The organism is Neisseria bacilliformis (assembly GCF_014055025.1).
GTDB classification, from domain to species: domain Bacteria; phylum Pseudomonadota; class Gammaproteobacteria; order Burkholderiales; family Neisseriaceae; genus Neisseria; species Neisseria bacilliformis.
Map to the genome: position 1 here is coordinate 1,374,561 of NZ_CP059571.1, position 21,004 is coordinate 1,395,564.

The following is a 21,004-nucleotide window of genomic DNA, read 5'->3' on the forward strand; positions in this document are numbered from 1 at the left end:
GTTTGTCGGGCATCAATGCCCGACCTACGCGCTACGGCTGCATATCCAAGCCGTACAGTTTGGCGAAATCATCTTGCGCTGAATCCGTCTGGCGGGCGTATTCCGTATCGTTGGCAATCTGTTGCGCCAAGTTTTCGCCGTATTGGTCGGCGATGAAACCCAAAGCCATGTCCATACCCGCCGCCACGCCCGATGATGTGTAGAATTTTCCGTCCGCCACCCAGCGTGCCGATTTTTTCCAATCCACGCCGCTGCCAAAGCTGCTTGCCCAGCCAAAGGCTTTTTTGTTGGACGTTGCCGAGCGTTCGTCCAAACAACCCGCCGCCGCCAGCAACGCTGAGCCTGTGCAGACCGACAGACACCATTTTGCTTCGCGCACACGCGCGGCGAGCATTTGCAAAAACGTGTTGTCGGACACCAGCGTGCGCGTGCCCATGCCGCCGGGGACAAGCAAAACCGAGCCTGCGGGCAATGGCGGGCAGGCTTCGGTTTCCATCACAAAGCCCGCACCGCTGCGTATCCTGCCGCCGTTTGGCGACACATAATGCAGCGCGGCATTGGGAATGCGCCCGAGAAAATCCGCCGGACCGATTAAATCAAGCGCGGTGTAGTTGTGGTAAACGAGGCAGTAAATTTTTACAGAATCCATATGTTGCCTTTCTTGATGGTGTCCGTTGGGCTAGGCGGGTTTCAGGCTGCCTTTGAGGCCGTCTGAAAAGCAGCCTGAAAACGGACAAACCCGTTTTCAGGCTGCTTTTGTTTTTTTTCAGGCTGCCTGCGGTTTATTTGGCTTTGAAGCCTTTGGCGGAGCTGAAGCCGTATTTTTTCAGGATGGCCTGGCCTTTGGGGGAGAGGACGAAATCGACGTAGCTTTTGGCCTCTTTGTTTTTGGGCGCGGCGGTGGGGGCGATGGCGTAGGAAACGGGGGTTTCCAGCGGTACGGCGAAGGAGATGTTGACTTTGTCTTTGGCCAGTACGGCGTCGGTGCGGTAAACGAAGCCGGCTTCGGTTTCGCCGCGCGATACGTAGTCGAGTGCCTGGCGGACGTTTTGGGTGGAGACGATTTTGGGTTGCAGGGTGGTGTAGAGGCCGGCTTTTTCCAGCGCGCCTTTGGTGTAGCGGCCTGCGGGTACGCTGTCGGGGTTGCCGACGGCGATGCGGTTGACGGTGGCGGCTTTCAGGTCGTTGAGGGTTTTGATTTTGAGGCGGCTGTCTTTGGGTTGGACGACAACCAAGTTGTTGAGGACGAAGGTGCGGCGGGCGGCTTTGTCGATGAGGTTCTGCTCTTGGGCTTTGTCCATGGTGGCCTGGTCGGCGGTGGCGAGGACGTCGACGGGCGCGCCCTGGGAGAGTTGTTGCAGCAGGACGCCGGAGGCGGCGGTGTTCAGCTTGACGGCGGTGCCGGGGTGGGCTTTCTGGTAGGCGGCGTTGATTTCCTGAAAGGCTTCTTTGAGGCTGGCGGCGGCGGAGACGGTGAGATCGTCGGCCAACGCGGGGGCGGCGGCCAGGGCGAGTGCGGCGATCAGGGTAGTGTTGCGGATGTTCATGTTTGGTTTTCCTTTGGTTGCGGATGACGGACGGATAAGGCAGCCTGAAAACAGGGGCGGCGTGTGTGGCGGTGCTACACACGCTGCACGGGTTTTCAGACGGCCTCTACTGCGTTGCAGGGTGGGGCTTGACCCACCGTTTCAGACGGATTCGGCCATGGTGGGTCAAGACCCACCCTGCATCGGTTTTCAGACGGCGGCGGGCAAGGGAAAACGGCCGTCTTGCGGGTTGCAGGACGGCCGTTTGGCGGGTTTTACGGTTTCAGGCTTCCTCACGGGCGCGATTTTGCGGTTTGCGGTCGGTGCTGGAAACCGTGTGTTCGGACTAATCCGAAAGAGGGGTTGCGCCGAATGCGATTTTCAGGATGCCTGTGCTTGCCGATCAGCGGGTGCCGTTGCGGCGGCGTACGAGCTGCCAGGGGCGGATGAGGTAGAACGCGCTGGCAAAGCCGCTCCATACGTGCACCATGCGGGTGAAGGGGAAGATAAAGAAGAAGGTCATGCCCATAAAGATGTGCAGTTTGAACAGGATGTTGGCATCTTCGATATAGCCTGCCGCGCCGCCGCGGAAGGTAACGATGTGCTGCGCCCACTGCATGAGTTTGACCATTTCGTGGCCGTCCAGATGCCCCATGCTGACGAAGATGGTGGAGAGGCCGAGCAGCAGGGTGAGCAGCAGCCAGATAAGGACGAGTTTGTCGCGCCAGGTGCTGTTGATGCTGATGCGGTCGACCTTGAAGCGGCGGTTGATCAGGATAATCAGACCGACCAGGGCAGTGAGGCCGAAGATGCCGCCCATGGTCATGGCGAAAACCTGTTTTGCGCCGTGGCTGACGCCGATGGCGTCCCAGAACCACAGGGGGGTGAGCAGGCCGAACAGGTGGCCGCCGAAGACGGCGAGTACGCCGACGTGGAACAGGACGCTACCGACGCGCAACTGCCCACGATAGAGCAGTTCGCTGGAATCGCTTTTCCATGTGTACTGCTCGCGGTCGAAGCGGAACAGGCTGCCGAGAAAGAATACGGCCAGGCAGATATAGGGGTAGATGCCGAAGAAAAACTGGTGGAATGTGTTGAGTTCGTTCATGATTTTTCCTTTTCAGGCTGCCTCAGGGGCGGCCGCCGGGGTAGAACTGTACGGTTTGGATGCCGGGTTTGAGCAGCGGTTCGATGCCCTGCGGGTCGGGGCCGAAGGTTTCCATGGCTTCGTCCATGTCGCGCACGGGCGGCTCGACGAGGGGCTGCGGCTCGACGGGGCTGAGCGACACGGCGGCTTGCAGCAGTGCGGCGTAGGGCGAGCCGTAGGCGGCGAGGTTTTTGCCGATGTGGTGGATGACGTGCACGGCGTCGCCCAAGAGTTTTTCCGCTTCTTCGGCAGGGATGTGGGCGAAAAATTCCAGCAGCGCGGGCAGGTAGTCGGGCAGTTCTTCGTCGCCGAGCTCGAAGCCGTGGCGGCGGTATTCTTCGAGCAGATCGACCATTGCGCTGCCCCGGTCGCGGTCTTCGCCGTACACGTGCTCGAAGATGTAGAGCGCGTGCTGGCGGGTGCGGTCGAACACCAGCACATAGTCTTCCTGCAACCGGCGCAGGCTTTGGCTGCGGAGGTGGTCGAGCAGTTGTTGCAGCTCTTGGCGTTTGGGGGCGAGTTCCGTCCATTGGTCTAAGGCCGTCTGAAATTCGGGCAGTGCGTCGAGCAGGTCTTGTTCGGGGTAGCACATCAGGGCGGAGAGCCATTTGTACACCATGGGGTTGGCGGCCATCAGCGTACTCCTTCTTCGCGGTTTTTCTGGAGGTCTTTGCGCCGGTCCACAAAGATAATCGGCGTGGCTTTGCGTTTGCCGAACAGGTTTTCCTGGGTGAGGCCGTCGCCGTTGTCGCCGGAGCAGCCGTTGCCGAAGCTGAATCCGCAGCTTGCTTTGTCTTCAAAGCTGTTTTCCACCATTTCTTTGTGCGAGGCGGGGATGACAAAGCGGTCTTCGTAGTTGGCGATGGCGAGAATCTGGTACATGTCTTCGACCATTTCGGGGGTGAGGCCGGTGCCGTCGAGCGTTTGTTCCAGCGTTTCGCCTTCGACTATCTGGCCGCGTTTGAAGCGGCGCATGGCGATCATGCGCTCCAAGGCTTCTTTGATGGGTTCGACTTTGCCTGCGGTCAAGAGGTTGGCCAGATAGCGCAGCGGGATACGCATTTCGTCCACGCTGGGGATGATGCCGTTTTCGCCGACAAAGCCGTTTTCGATGGCGGACTGGATGGGCGAGAGCGGCGGGATGTACCACACCATCGGCAGGGTGCGGTATTCGGGGTGCAGCGGGAAGGCGATTTTCCAGTCCATCGCCATTTTATAGACGGGCGAGCGTTTGGCTGCGTCTATCCAACTTTGGCTGATGCCTTGTTTGAGGGCTTCGCGTTCGATTTCGGGGTCGTGCGGGTTGAGGAAGATGCCGAGCTGGGCTTCGTACAGGTCTTGCGGGTTTTCAACGCTGGCGGCTTCTTCGATGCGGTCTGCGTCATACAGCAGCACGCCCAGATAGCGGATGCGGCCGACGCAGGTTTCGGAGCAGACGGTCGGTTCGCCCGCTTCGATGCGCGGGTAGCAGAAAATACATTTTTCGGCTTTACCGCTTACCCAGTTGTAGTAGATTTTTTTGTAGGGGCAGCCTGAAATGCACATGCGCCAGCCACGGCATTTGTCCTGGTCGATCAGGACGATGCCGTCGTCTTCGCGTTTGTAGATGCTGCCGGAGGGGCAGGAGGCGACGCAGGTGGGGTTGAGGCAGTGTTCGCACAGGCGCGGCAGGTACATCATGAAGGTCTGCTCGAACGCGCCCATCATTTCTTTCTGGATGCCTTCAAACAAGGTGTCTTTGGCGCGTTTTTCAAATTCGCCGGCCAAGTCGTCTTCCCAGTTGGGACCCCATTCGATTTTGTCCATTTTTTTGCCGGTGAGCACGGAAATCGGCCGCGCGGTGGGCGGGGTTTTCATTTTGGGGGCGTTTTGCAGATGCTCGTAGTCGTAGGTAAACGGCTCGTAGTAGTCGTCGATTTGCGGCAGGTTGGGGTTGGAGAAGATGTTGGACAGGATTTTCAGACGGCCGCCCTGCTTGGGCACGAGTTTGCCGTTGGGTTTGCGCACCCAGCCGCCGTTCCATTTTTCCTGGTCTTCCCAGTTTTTCGGGAAGCCGATGCCGGGCTTGGTTTCAACGTTGTTGAACCAGGCGTATTCCACACCGTCGCGGCTTGTCCAAACGTTTTTGCAGGTAACGGAGCAGGTGTGGCAGCCGATACATTTGTCGAGGTTGAGTACCATGCCGACTTGCGCTCTGATTTTCATATGGGTGTTCCTTGTGGTTTTGTGTTCTGTGTTTTCAGGCTGCCTTTAAGGCCGTCTGAAAAGGTTTGGTGTGTTACTGCGGCGCGGCTTCAAAGCCTGCGCGGGGGCTGATAACGGAAACGAGGATGCAGTCCTCTTTGGCATCCGGCCGGTTGCGCGCGCCGTGTATCTGGTGCAGGCCGACGATGACGCTTTCGCCCGCGCGGATGGTGCGGCCGCTGTTTTCGTCGTCGAGCAGCTCGGCTTCGCCTTGCAGCACGATCCAGATGTCCACGCCGTGCGGATGGCGGTGGGCGGGCAGGCTGGTACCGGGCGGTATCTGCCACAGCACCATGTTGTCGTGGCTGTCGCGGTGCAGCACGGTGCGCACGGATTCGGTGCCGCCGTCTTTGAGGTAGTCGGCAAAACGGATGATTTGCGGGGTCTGCATGGTGGTTTCCTTTGCGGTTTGTGTTTTTCAGACGGCCTTTCAGGCTGCTTGGTACAGGCCGTCTGAAAGGCAGCCTGAAAAGTCCGTCCGAACGGCTAGATGCTGTGCAGCTCGACTTTTTCGCCTTCGGCGGCCGGTTCGTCCATCCAGTCGATGTCGCGCATTTTGCGCACGATCACCCACTCGTCGCGGTTGGAGCCGACGGTGCCGTAATAGTTGAAGCTGTACGCAAGCTGGGCGTAGCCGCCGATCATGTGCGTGGGGTTCAGTACGGCTTTGGTTACCGAATTGTGGATGCCGCCGCGTTTTTTGGTGGTTTCCGCTGCGGGGGTGTGCACCAGTTTTTCCTGCGCGTGGTACATCAGGATCATGGTTTCGGGAATGCGCTGGCTGACAATCACGCGGCAGGCAATCGCACCGTTGGTGTTGAATACTTCCACCCAGTCGTTATCGACCAGTCCGGCTTTTTTCGCGTCGGTTTCCGACACCCACACGTGCGGGCCGCCGCGCGAAAGCGTGAGCATGCGCAGGTTTTCCGAATAGGTACTGTGGATGCCCCATTTCTGGTGCGGGGTGAGGAAGTTGAGCGTGATTTCGGGGTTGCCGTTGGGGCGCATGCCGAGCAGTTTTTTGGTGGTTTTGGTGTCCACGGCGGGGCGGTACACGCAGAAGCCCGCGCCGAAGTCGCGCATCCATTTGTGGTCTTGGTAAAACTGCTGGCGGCCGGTCAGGGTGCGCCACGGAATCAGCTCGTGCACGTTGGTGTAACCGGCGGTGTAGCACACGGTTTCGCTTTCCACGCCCGACCAGATCGGCGAGGTTACGATTTTGCGCGGCTGGGCGACGATGTCGCGGAAGGCGATATGGGTGTGTTCGCTGGCGTTAATCAGATGGGTATGGTCGCGGCCAGTGATGTTGCCCAGCGCCTGCCATGCTTTTTTGGAAACGTGGCCGTTGGTTTCGGGGGCGAGGGTCAGAATCATCTCGGCCGCATCGATGGCGGTTTCGAGCTTGGGCTGGCCTTTGCCCGCGCCTTCGCTGCGCACGCCGTTGAGTTTGCGCAGGTATTCGACTTCGTGCTTGGTGTCCCAGGCCATGCCTTTGCCGTTGTTGTTGACTTTTTCCAGCAGGGGGCCGATGGAGGTGTATTTTTCATACACGGCGCCGTAGTCGCGCTCGATAACGGTCATCGCGGGCATGGTTTTGCCGGGAATAGGCTCGCATTCGCCCAGTTTCCAGTCTTTCGGGTCGAAGGGCTGGCCGAGTTCCTGCGGGCTGTCGTGCATCAGCGGGGTGAGCACGATGTCTTTGCGCACGCCCAGATAGTCTTTGGCCAGCTCGCTGAATTTTTTAGCCAGACCTTTGTAGATTTCCCAGTCGGAACGGCTCTGCCACAGGGGTTGCACGGCTTCGGTAAAGGGGTGGATGAAGGGGTGCATGTCCGAGGTGTTGAGGTCGTTTTTCTCGTACCAAGTGGCGGTGGGGAAAATCACGTCGGCATAGAGGCAGGTGGTGTTCATGCGGAAGTCTAAGAGCGTGAACAGGTCGAGTTTGCCTTCTACGCCGGGGCGTTGCTTCACTTCGGCGGGTTTGAGGCAGTCGGCTTCGTCGCTCATCAGGCCGTTTTGCGTGCCGAGCAGGTATTTGAGGAAGTATTCGTGGCCTTTGCCGGACGAACCCAAAATGTTGGAACGCCAGATAAACATGTTGCGCGGCCAGTTTTTCGGGTTTTCCGGGTCGTCGCACGACATGTTCAGGCTGCCTTCTTTGAGGGATTTCACCACATAGTCGGCAGGTGCCATGCCGGCGGCTTCGGCCGCGTCGGCAACGTCCAGCGGGTTGGTTTCCAACTGCGGGGCGGAGGGTGTCCAGCCCATGCGTTCGGCTTTGGCGTTGTAGTCGATCATGGTCAGGCGGCGCATGTCGTCTGAAGCGTCGGGCGACAGGAGTTCGTCGGCAGACACGGTTTCGTGGCGGTATTGGCCGGTGTGGTTGTAGAAGAAGGAAGTGCCGGCCATCTGGCGGGCGGGGCGGTGCCAGTCGAGGCCGAAAGTGAGCGGTGTCCAGCCGGACTGCGGACGCAGTTTTTCCTGGCCGACGTAGTGGCACCAGCCGCCGCCGGATTTGCCGACAGTGCCGCACATCATCAGCATGTTGATGATGCCCCGGTAGTTCATGTCGAGGTAGTACCAGTGGTTGATGCCCGCGCCGACGATGACCATGCTGCGGCCTTTGGTGTCGTGCGCGTTCTGGCCGAACTCGCGGGCCACCTGAATCACACGCTCGGCAGGCACGCCGGTGTGTTTTTCCTGCCATTTCGGGGTGTAGGGCTTGTCGTCGAAATAGTCGCGGGCGGCGGCTTCGTCGTCCAGGCCGTTGTTCACGCCGTATTGCGCCACCAAGAGGTCGAACACGGTGGCCACCGGTGCAATGCTGCCGTCGGCCAATCTCACGTGTTTGACCGGCACTTTGCGGTACACCTTGTCTTCGTCGTATTCGCCGCCGAAGTAGTCGAAACCCACGCGCACGATGTCGTCTGAACGCTCTTTCAGGCTCAGCGCGGCGTGCACGTTGTCGCGCCCCTGCGCTTTGGTTTCGAGATTCCATTTTTTGCTGCCGTCCCAGCGGAAGCCGATGCAGCCGTTGGGCACGGCCAGCGTGTCGGACGTTTCGTCCCACACCAGCACTTTCCAATCGGGGTTTTTCTCTTCGCCGAAATTGTTGTCAAGCTGCGAAGCGCGCAGGGTGTATTCGGGTTTGTAGTGCTCGCCGTCGCGTTGCAGGCGCACCAGCACCGGCATGTCAGTGAGGCGGCGGCAGTAGTCTTGGAAATAGTCCGAAGGCTTGTTGATGTGGAACTCCTGCAAAATCACATGCCCCATCGCCATCGAAAGCGCGGCATCCGTGCCCTGGCGCGGTGCCAGCCAGATGTCGCTGAACTTCGCCATTTCGCCGAAGTCGGACGACACCGCCACGGTTTTCGTGCCTTTGTAGCGCACTTCGGTATAAAAGTGCGCGTCGGGCGTGCGCGTCATCGGCAGGTTCGAGCCCCATACCAAGAGATAGTTGGAGTTGTACCAGTCGGCCGACTCGGCCACGTCGGTCTGCTCGCCCCAAGTCTGCGGGCTGGCGGGCGGCAGGTCGCAGTACCAGTCGTAAAACGACAGCGGCACGCCGCCGATCAGGCCGAGATAGCGTGCGCCCGAGGCATAGCTGATCATCGACATCGCCGGAATCGGCGAGAAGCCGATAATGCGGTCGGGACCGTATTTTTTGATGGTGTAGCAGTTGGCCGCCGCCACCATTTCATAGGCTTCGTCCCAGTTGGAGCGCACAAAGCCGCCCAAACCGCGCTGCGATTTGTAGGACTTGGAACGCTCGGGGTCTTCCACAATCCACGTCCACGCCTCGATCGGGTCTTTGGTTTTGCGCGCCTCGCGCCACAGTTCGGCCAGCGCGCCGCGCATCATCGGATATTTGATGCGCTGCGCCGAATACACATACCAGCTGTAAGACGCGCCGCGCGGACAGCCCCGGGGCTCGTGGTTGGGCAGGTCGGGGCGGGTGCGCGGATAGTCGGTCTGCTGGGTTTCCCAGGTGATGATACCGTTTTTGACGTAAATCTTCCACGAACACGAACCGGTACAGTTCACGCCGTGGGTGGAGCGGGCGATGCGGTCGTGCGCCCAGCGGCTGCGGTAGGCGTTCTCCCACGTGCGGTCTTCCTCAATCAAAATGCCGTGGCCGTCGGAAAAAGGCTCGCGCTTGCGCTTGAAAAAGGTCAGGCGGTCTAAGAAAAGGCTCATTGGTGTATTCCTGTTGGTTATGCGGATTCGGTTTTGTCTGCCGCGCTTTCAGGCAGCCTGAAAACGCGGTATCCGTTATGGCGCGCAATGGTAAGGGAAAGAGAAAACAAAGAAAATGCGCCGAAAGAGGCGGCGGGGTAGGGCGGAAGTAGGGCAGAGGGGGTAGGGCGGGATAGTTCTTTGGGAGTAGGTGCAAGGGATGATTGAGGCCGTCTGAAAAGTTTTGACTGCGCCTAAGCCGCGCTTTCAGAAACGTCATCCCCGCGTAGGCAGGGACGGCCTCTTTGTGCCGTGTCGAAGTATCGCCATTTTGTTTTGCCAAGCTCTGAAACCGCGTGCGTGCCTTGCGGCACATCCTGCATCAGCGGCAGAGGCCGTCTGAAAACGTGGAAAACGGTTTTTCAGACGGCCTCTCTGTTTCCGGCACGCGGCTTCGGGGGTGCGGGATGCCCGGATTTCGTGATGCGGCGGAGAATGCGTGCGCCGCCTTGGGGCGGCACACCCTACGGACTGCGCGGGTATAAAGAGGCCGTCTGAAAAACGTTTTTCAGACGGCCTCTCCATCCTTCTTAACTTAGATTAGAGGTCAGAACGAATACTTCATACTCATATAGTAGCTTCTGCGCCGTTCGTTGTAGGTGCGGGCGGTGCCGGCGGTGCGCAGGATGGTTTTGTCAAACAGGTTGTTCACGCCGGCGCGGACGTTGATGCGGTCTTTGTAGTTGTAGCCGACGTTGAAGCCGAATACGCCGTAGCTGCCCAGCTCGTATTTGCTGACGACGCTTTGGCCGTTGGTGTAGATCACGTCCATAAAGCGCACGGGGTTGCTGCGGGTTTGCTGGCGGCCGTAGTAGGTATAGACGGCGTTGAAGTCCCAGGCGGGGGTAATCTGCCAGTTTACCGTGCTGTTGATCGTGTATTTGGGCACGATGGAAACCGGGTTGCCGTGGCGTTTTTCTTTGTTGCGGCTCATGTAGGTGAAGTTGGTCGACCAGGTGAGCTTGTCGCGGATAAGCGGCAGGGTAACGTTGCCTTCCAAGCCTGCCAGTACCGCGCTGCCGCCGTTGCCCCAGCGGTAAACGGTGGTGGTGGTGTAGTTGCGGTAAACGGGGGTACCGCTGGGAGTGTTGTCGGAGCGGATTTCGCGGTCGTAGCCGTTTGCCGGTCCGTTGACGGTGCCGACGTAGTCGCCTTCGTCAACAATGCGGTTTTTGTAGTTGTTGTGGAAGAAGGCCAGTGAGGCGAGATAGCCGTCTTTTTTGAACTCGAAGCCGATTTCTTTGTTCAGGCTGGTTTCGGGTTTGATGTTGCTGTTGCCCAAGAAGTAGCAGGCGCGCGCCCAGTCGTAGCCGCCGGGATTGGCGTTTTTGTAGGGGTTGGCGGCTGTGCCGCTGCCGCTTGTATTGGTTTGGGCGTTGGGGTTGTTCCAGTGGTTGTGGCTGTCGATGGGGCAGCCGTTGCTGGCGTTGATCAGCAGGTAGTTTTCCTGTGTTTGGTACAGGTTGGGCGCTTTGAAGGCGCGGGCGATGCCGCCTTTGATTTTCCAGTTGCCGTTTACCGCGTGCGAGAAGTTGAACGAGGGCGAGAACACTGAGCCGAAGGCGGTGTTGTAGTCCCAGCGCAGGCCGGGGATGAGGTAGGTTTTGCCCTCGTTGAGCGAGATGTTGTCTTCGGCATAAAGGGCGTAGTTGTTCTGCGAGGCTTTGCCGCTGCGGCCGTTGGCGGCCAGCCACGGGATTTGGCCGTAGGCGCGGGCGGTGGCGGTCATGGAGAGGGAGTCGTCGAGCACAGAGCGGTTGGCTTCCGCGCCGACGGTTACGGTGTGGCGGCCGAAGGGCAGGTCGGCTTTGGTGCCGAAGCGGTAGTTTTTCAGCACGCTGTCGGCAAAGCCGGTGGTGCTGTTGTACGCGCCTTCGGTGCTGCCGAGCAGGCCTTCGGGCAGGTGGCTGTTGACGGTTTTGTCGAAGCTGACATAGCTTTCGGTTTCACCCCAGTCCCAGATGCCGTTATGGGTGAGGGTGTAGCTTTGGCGGTAGATTTTGGCGGTTTCGCTGCCCAAAAGCTGGGGGGCGACGCGCTGGACGGCGGCAATGAGTACATTGCTGTTTTGGGTGTCGCCGTTGTAGATGTTGCCCTGACGGCTGTATGCGGCGTCGAAGGCCAGACGCCAGACGCTGTTCAGGGGTGATGTTCCAAGTGAGGCGGCCGGCGATGTCGCGGTTGCGCACGCCTTCGCGGCCGGCGGAGAGGGCGGTGCGCGAAGATTTGACGCTGTCGTTGATGTCGAACGCATCGGGGTTGGTTTTGTTCAGGCTGCCGTAGATGCGGAAGCCCAGTTTGTCCTGCACGATGGGGCCGCTCAGCAGGAAGTTGGCGCGGCGGGTGTTGCCCTGCTGTGTGCCGCTTGCGGGCTGGTCGTAAAACAGGCCGACGCTGCCGCGAAACTCGTTGCTGACGCCTTTGGTGCGGATGTTGACCACGCCGCCCATCGCGCCGGAGCCGTAGCGGGCGGCGGCCGGGCCGCACAGCACTTCGATTTTTTCAATCATTTCCGGCGGCACCCAGTTGGAGTCGCCGCGCGAGTTGCGCACGCCGCTGCGGCCGTAGCGTTCGGAATTGCGGGAGTTGACGGGTTTGCCGTCGATGAGGATCAGTGTGTTGTCCGGCCCCATCGAACGGATGTCGATCTGGCGTTTGTTGCCGCGCTCGCCGCCGGGGGAGTTGGTGCTGAGGTTGACGCCCGGCATTTTGCTGACGATTTCGGAGATGTCGTTGGTAACGGGCATCTTCTGCAAGTCCTGCGCGGTAATCACCGATACGCCGAGCTGCTGTTTGGCCTGACGTTCGGCGGTAACGTGGACGGTTTGCAGCTCGCTGCCGTTTTCGGCGGCGTCGGCTTCGGTGTCGGCAAAGGCCGTGCCGCAGAGCGCGAGTGCGGCGAGGATATTGAGTTGGATCAGACTGGGTTTCATGGTGTTTTCCGATTTGGGGTTGGTTGGTTTATGGGCGGTTTGTTAAGGCGTTTTTCTATTTTCTTTTGACGGTTAGACCGGCTTGCCATCCGCCTGTTTACAAAAGCGGCGGCATTGTAAAACTCCGTCAACGGAAAAATACTGCACCGACGGACTAATCCTTCCGGCCAATCACGGCGGCCTGCCTTTTGTGGTGGAATCCGCCGCCGTCTGGCAGCCTGAAAACCCGAAAGGCCGTCTGAAAAACCAAATTTCGTCATTCCCGCGCAGGCGGGAATCTTCGGGTGCCGTAACGCAATGCCGGTTTTCTGCGCAGACTTTGCCCAAGCCGCAACCGCCCCCACCCCAGCCCCCCGCAGGCGGGATAGCGGGATAGGGAGCAAAGCAGTCTGAAAGCGCAGCTTCAACGAAGTTAAAACCGAAAAGGCCGTCTGAAAAACCTTTCAGACTGCCCAACCATGCCGCGTAGGGTGTGTGGCTCTGCCACGCACGCGGATACCACGCCCGAACCGCACCACCCGCGCCCGCTCGAACACCGGCAACCGCGTGCGTGCCTGCGGCACACACACTACAAAAACCCGAAGAGGCCGTCTGAAAGCACAGCTTCGGCGCAGCCAAACCCGTAAAGGCAGCCTGAAATACAACAACCGCCGTCCGAGAACCCGACAAAACCCAACAAAAAAACAGCCTGAAACCGCTGTTGCTGTTTCAGGCTGCCTCCGTTTATCCGCCCAAACACTATGTCCGCACGCCGCATCCCCTATCCCGTCCTGATTGCCCTCACGCTGGCTGCCCTCTTGGCCGCCGCCGCCTTTTCCCTTTCCTGGGGACGCTACCCCATCCCGCTGAACGCCGTCTGGCAGACCCTTGCCGGACAAAACCCCGACGAAACCTACGCCAACATCATCTTCAACCTGCGCCTGCCGCGCATTGCCGCCGCCGTGCTGGTGGGCGCGGCCTTGTCGCTGGCCGGTGCGGTGTACCAGGGTATTTTCCGCAACCCGCTGGTGTCGCCCGACCTCTTGGGCGTATCGTCCGGCGCGTGTGTCGGCGCGGCGGCGGCGGTGCTGGCGGGCGGCGGCATCCTGATGATGCAGGGCGCGGCCTTTGCGGGCGGGCTTTCGGCCGTCGCCCTCACCCTTGCCCTGCCGCGCCTGATCGGGCGCGATTCGGCGGTGGTGCTTGTGCTGGCAGGCATTGTCGTATCCGGCTTTATGTCGGCCACACTCGGCCTGATCAAATACCTGGCCGACCCCGAAACCGAGCTGGCCGAAATCGTCTATTGGCAGATGGGCAGCCTGGCGCGGGCGCAGACCGAACAGCTCATCTGGCTCGCCCCGCTGATGCTGCTGCCCGCCGCCGTGCTGCTGCTGATGCGCTGGCGCGTCAACGTGCTGTCTTTGGGCGAGCGCGAAGCCCGCCTCGCCGGTGCGGACACCCGCAAAGAGCGCACGCTGATGATCGTCTGCGCCACCCTGCTGACCGCCTCCGCCGTCTGCCTGAGCGGCACCATCGGCTGGCTCGGGCTGGTTGTGCCGCATCTGGCGCGGATGACGGCGGGCGACAACAACGTCCGCAGCCTGCCGCTCGCCCTCTTGTTCGGCGCACTGTTCCTGCTCGGCGCGGACACCCTCTCGCGCAACCTCTACGAACAGGAAATCCCGCTGGGCATCCTCACCGGCTTTATCGGCGCCCCGTTTTTCGCTTGGGTGCTGGTGTGGCAGAAACCGGCGGATTAGGCAGCCTGAAAACACCAAAGACCGTCTGAAAACCCGATGTAGGGTGTGTGGCTCTGCCACGCACGCGGATACCATGCTCGAACCGCACCGCCCGCCTGTGCCCGAATCAGCAAACCGCGTGCGTGTCTTGCGGCACACACCATAAAAGGCTCGTAAAGGCCGTCTGAAAACCGATGTAGGGTGGGTCTCGACCCACCATTTCAGACGGCATTTGCGGCCGTTTTAAAAACACGGTGGGTCAAGACTCACCCTACATGGCTGTCTCTGCCCCCAAAAACAGCCCGAACCCCCGACAAAAAAATGCTCCAAATCCAAAACCTCCACTACGCCTACCACAGCCGACCCGTGCTGCACGGCATCAGCCTCGAACTGCCCGCAGGCACCCTGCTGTCCCTGCTCGGGCGCAACGGCGCGGGCAAATCCACCCTGCTCAACTGCATTGCCGGACTGTTCAAACCCCAGCAAGGCCGCGTGCTGCTCGACGGACGCGACACCGCCGCACTCAACCCGCGCGAACTCGCCCGCAGCGTCGCCTACGTTTCCCAAAACGCCCCGCACACCTACCGCTACACCATCCTCGAATACGTCCTGCTCGGCCGCGCCGCCCGCCTGCCCCTGTACGCCCGACCCGCCGAAGCCGACTACGCCGTCGCCCGCGCCGCCCTCGAACGCCTCGGCATCGAGCGCCTTGCCGATAAAATCTATATGGAAACCAGCGGCGGCGAAAAACAGCTCGCCTCCATCGCCCGCGCCCTCGTACAGGAACCCCGCGTCATCCTGTTCGACGAACCCACCTCCGCCCTCGACTACGGCAACGCCGCCGCCATCCTCAGCCTGATGGCCGACCTTGCCGAAGACGGCTACACCGTGGTCAACACCACCCACAACCCCGAACCCCCCCTGCTGCTGCACGGCCGCCACCCCCAAAGCCAAACCGCCCTGCTGCTGGCCGACGGCAGCGTCCGCGCAGGCGGCACCGCCGAAGTCCTCACCGAAACCGCCCTGCAAGAGCTGTACCAAACCGACCTGCGCCTGCTCGCCGTCCCCGGCTGGCCGCGCCAAGTCTGCGCCCACGCCCCGCTGCCGCAACGGGCGCAGACGTAAGGCAGCCTGAAAACCGCAAAGGCCGTCTGAAAAAAACACAAACGCCGACTGCCCAACTCCCTCCCCTGCGCCCTACGCGGGGGAGGGTCGGGGAGGGGTGGCGGTTCGCCGAACCGCTTGGCTGCCGCGCCGCAAATATTATCCGAGCCGCAACCGCCCCAGCCCTCCCCAGCAAGTGGGAGAGGGAGCAAGGCAGCCGGAAACCTAACGTAGGGTGTGTGGCTCCGCCACGCACGCGGATACAATGTCCGAACCGCCGCCCGTGCCCGAACACCGGCAAACCGCGTGCGTGCCTTGCGGCACACACCCTACACAAACCCGAAAGGCCGTCTGAAAACCGAAAAAGCAGCCTGAAACGGTTTTCAAGCTGCCTTCGGAGGGCACGGCGGCTATTCCAGCGTAATGCCGTCTTCCTGCATTTTCGCCAGCAGCGCGGCGAGTTTTTTCTGCGGGTCAAGCAGCGGGTCAAGGATATGCGCCGCCATATTGTCGGCAGACTGCCGGATTGCCGCTTCGTTTGCGCCGACTGCGCCGTGGAAAATAAACGGCGGCAGGAATTTGGTTTGGATGAGATTAGCGGTTTGTTGCAGCGGCTTCAAAAATTCGCTCATGGAATAGCTGTTGTAGCCGCCTGCCTGGTAAGAATCCGCCGGCCCGCCTGTGGAAATGGACGACACCCATTCTTTGCCCGCCAACGCTTTTCCTGTCGGGCCGTATGCCCAGTTGTAGGTGAGCACGTCGTCAAACCATTGTTTCATCAAGGGCGGCACGGAATACCAGAAAAACGGGTGCTGAAACACCAAGCGGTCGTGCGCCAACAGTGCGGTCTGTTCGGCGGCAACATCGATTTTGCCGTCCGGATACAGGCTGTACACGCGGCGCACGGTTACATCGGGCAGCCCTTCCAGCCGCTGCGCCCACAGGCGGTTTACGGTGGATTGTTCCAATTTGGGATGGAAAACATTGATCAGCGTTTTCATTGCAGAGTCTTTTCTTCTGCGTTGGAGAGGCTTTGCATTATAGTCCCAAACCTAAAGGCCGTCTGAAAGCACAACTTCGGCGCAGCCAAAACCGAAAAAGCAGCCTGAAAACCCATCCACCAACCCAGCAAAGGAAACCCGAAATGTTCCGACAACCCGTCAAAACCCTTGCCGCAGCCCTGCTCGGCGCAGCTCTTGCCCTCACCCCCGCCCACGCCCGCAGCGTGCGCGACATCAAAGGCAACACCGTCGAAATCCCCAACCAGGTCAATCGCATCGCCGATTTATGGCCGGCCAACAACCAAGTCGTCCTGCTGCTGGGCGGCGCGGACAAACTCGTCGGCACCGTCGAAGCCATCCAGCAACGCCCGTGGTACGCCAAAGTCTATCCGCACATCAAAAAAGTGCCCGCGCTCTCCAACGGCACCACCGTGCAAAGCGAAGCCCTGCTTGCCGCCCGCCCCGATGTCGTCCTGCTTTCCCAGCCCGCCATGCAGCAGCAGGTACAGCGCGCCGGCCTCAAAACCGTGCTGGTCAACTTCCAAAACTACGACGGCCTGAAAAAAACCGTCAGCATCACCGCCGACGTGATCGGCGGCAACGCCCCGCAAATCGCCAAACAGTACAATGCCGAGCTGGACGCCAACATCCGCTTCGTCTCCGAGCGCACCAAAAACATCCCTGACGCGCAAAAACCGTTGGTGCTGCACATTTCCGACGGCAGCAACCTGCGCAAAATCGACGGCGGCCGCTCCATCGTCGGCGACTGGATACGCATCGCCGGCGGCCGCACCGCCCTGCCGGACACCGCCAACCTGGCCGAAGTGCCGATGGAGGAAATCGTCAAAGCCAACCCCGACATCATCATCATCGGCGGCCGCAACGCCGCGCAGGCCATCGCCAAAATCCGAAAAGACCCCGCCTGGCAAAGCATCAAAGCCGTCAAAAACAACCGCCTGCACGCCAACCCCGGCGGCACCTTCGGCTGGGACAGATACAGCGCGGAAGGCGCACTGCAAGTGCTGTGGGCAGGCAAACTGCTCCACCCCGACCGCTTCCGCGACGTGGACATCGCCGCCAAAACGCAGGCGTTTTATAAAAAATACTACCGCTACGATTTGAGCAAAGGAGACGCGCAAAGGATTGTGGACGGGCTGGATCCGCAGTAGGCGAACCGCAGCCGTACAGAAAGAGGCCGTCTGAAATGGTGTTTTCAGACGGCCTCTGCCGCATTGCAGGGTGGGTCTTGCCCCACCGTTTCAGAGACAGATTCGGCAATGGTGGGTCGAGATCCACCCTACATCGGGTTTTCAGAAACGCCATCCCCGCGTTTATGCTCCGCAGGAGTACTGGCGGGGACGGACTTTCGGGTTTTGCCGCTGCAACAAATCTGCGCGTTTCCAAGAAACCAAACCGAAACCGCGTGCGTGGCTGCGCCACACACCCTACCTCAACGGCAGAGGCCGTCTGAAAAAGCAAAATCCGCTTTTCAGACGGCCTCTATTTCTGCTTCCAACAAATCCGCGTTTTCCCGACAACCGAAACCGCGTGCGTGGCTTGCGCCACACACCCTACCTCAATGGCAGAGGCCGTCTGAAAAAACAAAATCTGCTTTTCAGACGGCCTCTATTTCTGCTTCCAACAAATCCGCGTTTTCCCGACAACCGAAACCGCGTGCGTGGCTGCGCCACACACCCTGCCTGAACGACAAAGGCCGTCTGAAAAAGCAAAATCCGCTTTTCAGACGGTCTTTTGTCTGTTTTGCCGGTTTACATTTCGCCGTAGTTCGGGCCGCCGCCGCCTTCGGGGCAGATCCAGGTGATGTTTTGGGTGGGGTCTTTGATGTCGCAGGTTTTGCAGTGGATGCAGTTGGCGGCGTTGATTTGCAGGCGGGGCGTGCCGTTTTCGTGGTGGATTTCGTACACGCCGGCGGGGCAGTAGCGGGTTTCGGGGCTGGCGTATTCTGTGTAGTTGACGGCTATCATGGCCTGCGGGTCGCGCAGCAGGAGGTGGGAGGGCTGGTTTTCTTCGTGGCTGACGTTGGCGAGGAAGACGCTGTCGCTGCGGTTGAAGGTGAGGACGCCGTCGGGTTTGGGGTAGGCGATGGGGCGGCAGGCGGCGGCTTTTTGCAGGCTGTCGTGGTCGGTGCCGTGGTGTTTGAGCGTCCAGGGGGTGCGGCCTTTGAACAGGTATTGTTCGAGGGCGGTGTAGGCGAAGGCCGGCCACATGCCCCATTTGAAGGCCGGGCGGATGTTGCGGGCGGCGTGAAGTTCGCGGTAGAGCCAGCTTTGCTCGAACAGGTTTTGGTAGGCAGCGGCTTCTTTGCCGCTTTGGGCGGTTTCGCCGTCGTCGTCCAGCACGGGGAAGACGGCTTCGGCGGCGAGCATGGCGGATTTGATGGCGCAGTGGATGCCTTTGATGCGGGGGACGTTGAGAAAGCCTGCAGCGTCGCCGATGAGTGCCGCGCCGGGGACGGTGAGGCGGGGCAGGCTTTGCAGGCCGCCTTCGCTGAGCGCGCGCGCGCCGTAGGCGATGCGGCGGCCGCCCGCGAAGGTGGGGGCGATGGCGGGGTGGGTTTTGAAGCGTTGGAATTCTTCAAAGGGGGAGAGGTAGGGGTTTTGGTAGTCGAGGCCGACGACGAAGCCGACGGCGACTTTGTTGCCGTCGAGGTGGTAGAGGAAGGAGCCGCCGTAGGTTTTGCGATCGAGCGGCCAGCCGGTGCTGTGGAGGACGAGGCCGGGGCGGGCGTGTTCGGCCTGGATTTCCCAGATTTCTTTGATGCCGAGGCCGTAGGTGGGCGGCTGGCTGTTTTTATCGAGGCCGAAGCGGCGGATGAGTTGTTTGGCAAGCGAGCCCCGGCAGCCTTCGGCAAGCAGGGTTTGTTGGGCGCAGAGTTCCATGCCGCTCTGGAAGTTGCCGGTGGGCTGCCCGTCTTTGCCGACGCCCATGTCGCCGGTGGCGATGCCTTTGACCGAGCCGTCGGGGTGGTAGAGGATTTCGGAGGCGGCGAAGCCGGGGTAGATTTCGACGCCGAGCGCTTCGGCCTGTTCGGCCAGCCAGCGGGTGAGCAGGCCGAGGCTGATGATGTAGTTGCCTTCGTTGCGGAAGCTGGGGGCGGTGGGGAGGGTGAAGGCGTGTTTTTCGGTGAGGAAGAGGACGCGGTCTTCGCTGACGCTGCGGGTGAGGGGCGCGCCGGTTTCGCGCCAGTCGGGCAGAAGTTCGGTGAGGGCTTTGGGGTCGATGACCGCGCCGGAGAGGATGTTCGCGCCCACTTCCGAGCCTTTTTCGACGATGCAGACGCCGATGTCGCGGCCGTTTTCCTGTGCGAGCTGTTTGAGGCGGATGGCGGCGGCGAGGCCGGCGGGGCCGGCGCCGACGATGAGCACGTCGTAGTACATGCTTTCGCGTTCGATGGTGGTGGTGTCCATGTTTTTGTTTTTTATGTGGTTTGCTGTGGCGTGAGGCCGTCTGAAAACGGGTTTGCGCTTTCAGACGGCCTGTGTGTTTATTTTTTGATGCCCTCGAACAGGCGGGCGATGATGCCGTCGGCCTGCGCCTGCAAATCGGGGGCGGTGCGGTAGGTTTTTTCGTCGTTGACCGAGTATTTCACTGCGCCGACGGCGTATTCGGGCGTGCGCAGGATGAGGGAGGCTTTGCGCACGGTGGCATCGTTGCCGCCGGATTTGAAGCGCAGGTTGTAGGGGCATTCGGGCTGATAGAGTTTTTTGTCGTAGCCGGCGACGGTTTCGCTGGCGATGCCGCGTTTTTGCAGCGCGGCGGCGAAGTGGCGGTCGAGGCCGACGGGGCGCGCGCTGTCGTTGCGGATGATGCAGACTTTGCGGATGTTGGGCAGGTCGTCTTTTTTGGCGTATTTGACGGCGGAGGACGACTGGCAGGCGGCCAGCGCGGCGGCGGCCAGGAGGAGGGCGGCGGTTTGTTTGGCGTTCATGGTGTTTTCCTGTGTTTTTTTTTGGGGGGTAAAAATTTCAGACGGCCTGTCCCGCTGAGGCCGTCTGAAAAGTGAAAGCGTATGGCAAAACAGACCTTAGCGCGTGTTTTTCATCAGACGCTGTTTCTCGCGTTTCCAGTCGGCTTCTTTCAGGCTTTGGCGTTTGTCGTGCTGTTTTTTGCCCTTGGCCAGGCCGATGTCCATTTTGATGTAGCCGCGTTTGTAGTGCAGGTTGAGCGGCACGAGGGTGTAGCCGCTGCGCTCGACCTTGCCGATGAGCTTGTTGATTTCGCCCTGTTTGAGCAGCAGCTTGCGCGCTCGCACGGGGTCGGGGCGCACGTGGGTGGAGGCAGTGGGCAGGGCGGTGATGTGGCTGCCGACGAGGTAGAAGGCGTCTTTTTTCCAGTGGATGTAGCTTTCTTTGAGCTGGACGCGGCCGGCGCGCACGGCTTTCACTTCCCAGCCGTCGAGTACCAGCCCCGCTTCGATTTCGTCTTCGATAAAGTAGTCGTGATAGGCTTTTCTGTTGTTGGCGATGCTCATTGGGCGACCCTTGTTTTTGGCAGGGCGGCATTGTAGCAGAAAGCGTTTTGCGCCGCGCCCCGTCAACGTTGCCGCTATAATCGCGCTTTTTTGTGGAGACGGATGATGCGCGCGCAGGGCAAATGGATTACGGCCGCCGTGTTGCTGTTGGCGTTTGCCGCCGTGAAGCTGGCGGCTCTGCATTGGTGGACGCAGCGGCAGCCCGCCGCCGTGGAGGTTGCGGCCTGCGACATCGCGGCGGGCTGCACGCTGCCCGGCGGCGCGGTGCTGCGTTTTGCCCCCGCCGCCGCCTTGCAAAAGCCGTTTGACATTGTGCTCGACGGGGCGGATGGCGCGCGCGAAGTGTCGGTGAGCTTTTCCATGCGCGATATGGACATGGGTTTCAACCGCTACGATTTGCGGCGCGATGCGGCGGGCAGATGGTCGGCCGCCGGCGTGCGCCTGCCGCTGTGCACCGAAGCGCGGCACGATTTCTCGGCCGACGTGGCGGTAGACGGCAGGGTGTACAGCGTGCCGTTTTCGGCTTACTGACTGTTGCGGATACGGCAGAAGGCCGTCTGAAAAAAGCTTTTCTGTTTTTCAGACGGCCTTATAGAGCCTGTT

17 protein-coding genes are annotated in these 21,004 nt (G+C 60.6%); 4 read left to right on the plus strand and 13 right to left on the minus strand.

Going from position 1 to position 21,004, the window contains the following annotated elements:
* Window positions 1-31: 31 nt before the first annotated feature.
* From H3L91_RS06850 to H3L91_RS12365, 9 genes are all read right to left on the minus strand, one after another.
* On the minus strand, window positions 32-649 hold the full coding sequence (locus H3L91_RS06850; RefSeq protein ID WP_007342917.1) for a DJ-1/PfpI family protein: 618 nt from the start codon (window positions 647-649) through the stop codon (window positions 32-34).
* 133 nt (window positions 650-782) lie between these two features.
* Window positions 783-1,547 (minus strand): molybdate ABC transporter substrate-binding protein, encoded by a 765-nt coding sequence (modA, locus tag H3L91_RS06855; protein WP_007342918.1) that lies wholly within the window; start codon window positions 1,545-1,547, stop codon window positions 783-785.
* A 382-nt stretch (window positions 1,548-1,929) separates the two neighbouring features.
* On the minus strand, window positions 1,930-2,634 hold the full coding sequence (gene narI / locus H3L91_RS06860) for a respiratory nitrate reductase subunit gamma (protein WP_007342919.1): 705 nt from the start codon (window positions 2,632-2,634) through the stop codon (window positions 1,930-1,932).
* Between the two features lie 22 nt (window positions 2,635-2,656).
* Window positions 2,657-3,307, minus strand: coding sequence for a nitrate reductase molybdenum cofactor assembly chaperone (gene narJ, locus H3L91_RS06865; RefSeq protein ID WP_007342920.1), 651 nt, complete (start codon window positions 3,305-3,307; stop codon window positions 2,657-2,659).
* On the minus strand, window positions 3,307-4,878 hold the full coding sequence (narH, locus tag H3L91_RS06870) for a nitrate reductase subunit beta (protein ID WP_007342921.1): 1,572 nt from the start codon (window positions 4,876-4,878) through the stop codon (window positions 3,307-3,309). The genes narJ and narH overlap by 1 nt, the downstream gene beginning before the upstream one ends.
* 73 nt (window positions 4,879-4,951) lie before the next feature.
* Window positions 4,952-5,308: a cupin domain-containing protein gene (locus H3L91_RS06875; protein ID WP_007342922.1), complete on the minus strand. Its 357-nt coding sequence runs from the start codon at window positions 5,306-5,308 to the stop codon at window positions 4,952-4,954.
* Window positions 5,309-5,403: 95 nt separating this feature from the next.
* The gene (locus tag H3L91_RS06880) at window positions 5,404-9,114 is read right to left on the minus strand and encodes a nitrate reductase subunit alpha (protein ID WP_007342923.1); all 3,711 of its coding nucleotides are present in this window, start codon (window positions 9,112-9,114) and stop codon (window positions 5,404-5,406) included.
* Window positions 9,115-9,700: 586 nt separating this feature from the next.
* Window positions 9,701-11,173, minus strand: a complete 1,473-nt coding sequence (locus tag H3L91_RS12360) for a TonB-dependent receptor domain-containing protein (RefSeq protein WP_007342926.1) — start codon at window positions 11,171-11,173, stop codon at window positions 9,701-9,703.
* Window positions 11,121-12,086, minus strand: a complete 966-nt coding sequence (locus H3L91_RS12365; protein WP_007342927.1) for a TonB-dependent receptor plug domain-containing protein — start codon at window positions 12,084-12,086, stop codon at window positions 11,121-11,123. The genes H3L91_RS12360 and H3L91_RS12365 overlap by 53 nt, the downstream gene beginning before the upstream one ends.
* 740 nt (window positions 12,087-12,826) lie before the next feature.
* On the opposite strand from H3L91_RS12365, the gene H3L91_RS06890 reads away from it, so the two are divergent.
* Both H3L91_RS06890 and H3L91_RS06895 read left to right on the plus strand, forming a co-directional pair.
* Window positions 12,827-13,825 (plus strand): FecCD family ABC transporter permease, encoded by a 999-nt coding sequence (locus H3L91_RS06890; RefSeq protein ID WP_007342930.1) that lies wholly within the window; start codon window positions 12,827-12,829, stop codon window positions 13,823-13,825.
* A 300-nt stretch (window positions 13,826-14,125) separates the two neighbouring features.
* On the plus strand, window positions 14,126-14,929 hold the full coding sequence (locus tag H3L91_RS06895) for an ABC transporter ATP-binding protein (RefSeq protein ID WP_007342931.1): 804 nt from the start codon (window positions 14,126-14,128) through the stop codon (window positions 14,927-14,929).
* Window positions 14,930-15,318: 389 nt separating this feature from the next.
* On the opposite strand, the gene H3L91_RS06900 is transcribed toward H3L91_RS06895, so the two are convergent.
* A complete protein-coding gene (locus tag H3L91_RS06900) occupies window positions 15,319-15,909 on the minus strand; it encodes an NAD(P)H-dependent oxidoreductase (protein WP_007342933.1) in 591 nt (196 codons plus the stop codon).
* A gap of 143 nt (window positions 15,910-16,052) precedes the next feature.
* Here H3L91_RS06900 and H3L91_RS06905 point away from each other — a divergent pair, with 143 nt between their 5' ends.
* Window positions 16,053-17,078: an ABC transporter substrate-binding protein gene (locus H3L91_RS06905; RefSeq protein ID WP_007342935.1), complete on the plus strand. Its 1,026-nt coding sequence runs from the start codon at window positions 16,053-16,055 to the stop codon at window positions 17,076-17,078.
* 600 nt (window positions 17,079-17,678) lie between these two features.
* Here the strand turns inward: H3L91_RS06905 and H3L91_RS06910 are convergent.
* The 3 genes from H3L91_RS06910 to smpB all read right to left on the minus strand — a co-directional run bounded on the left by H3L91_RS06910 (window position 17,679) and on the right by smpB (window position 20,584).
* Complete coding sequence (locus tag H3L91_RS06910; RefSeq protein WP_007342937.1) at window positions 17,679-19,337, minus strand: electron transfer flavoprotein-ubiquinone oxidoreductase; 1,659 nt, start codon at window positions 19,335-19,337, stop codon at window positions 17,679-17,681.
* 77 nt (window positions 19,338-19,414) lie between these two features.
* Window positions 19,415-19,858, minus strand: a complete 444-nt coding sequence (locus H3L91_RS06915; protein ID WP_007342938.1) for a hypothetical protein — start codon at window positions 19,856-19,858, stop codon at window positions 19,415-19,417.
* Window positions 19,859-19,954: 96 nt separating this feature from the next.
* Window positions 19,955-20,584 carry an SsrA-binding protein SmpB gene (smpB, locus tag H3L91_RS06920; RefSeq protein ID WP_256998603.1) on the minus strand — a complete coding sequence of 210 codons (630 nt, stop codon included), beginning with the start codon at window positions 20,582-20,584 and terminating at the stop codon, window positions 19,955-19,957.
* Between smpB and H3L91_RS06925 the strand changes: the two genes are divergently transcribed.
* Window positions 20,504-20,932 carry a hypothetical protein gene (locus H3L91_RS06925; RefSeq protein WP_007342940.1) on the plus strand — a complete coding sequence of 143 codons (429 nt, stop codon included), beginning with the start codon at window positions 20,504-20,506 and terminating at the stop codon, window positions 20,930-20,932. The two genes, smpB and H3L91_RS06925, sit on opposite strands and share 81 nt — an antisense overlap.
* Window positions 20,933-21,004: the final 72 nt, after the last annotated feature.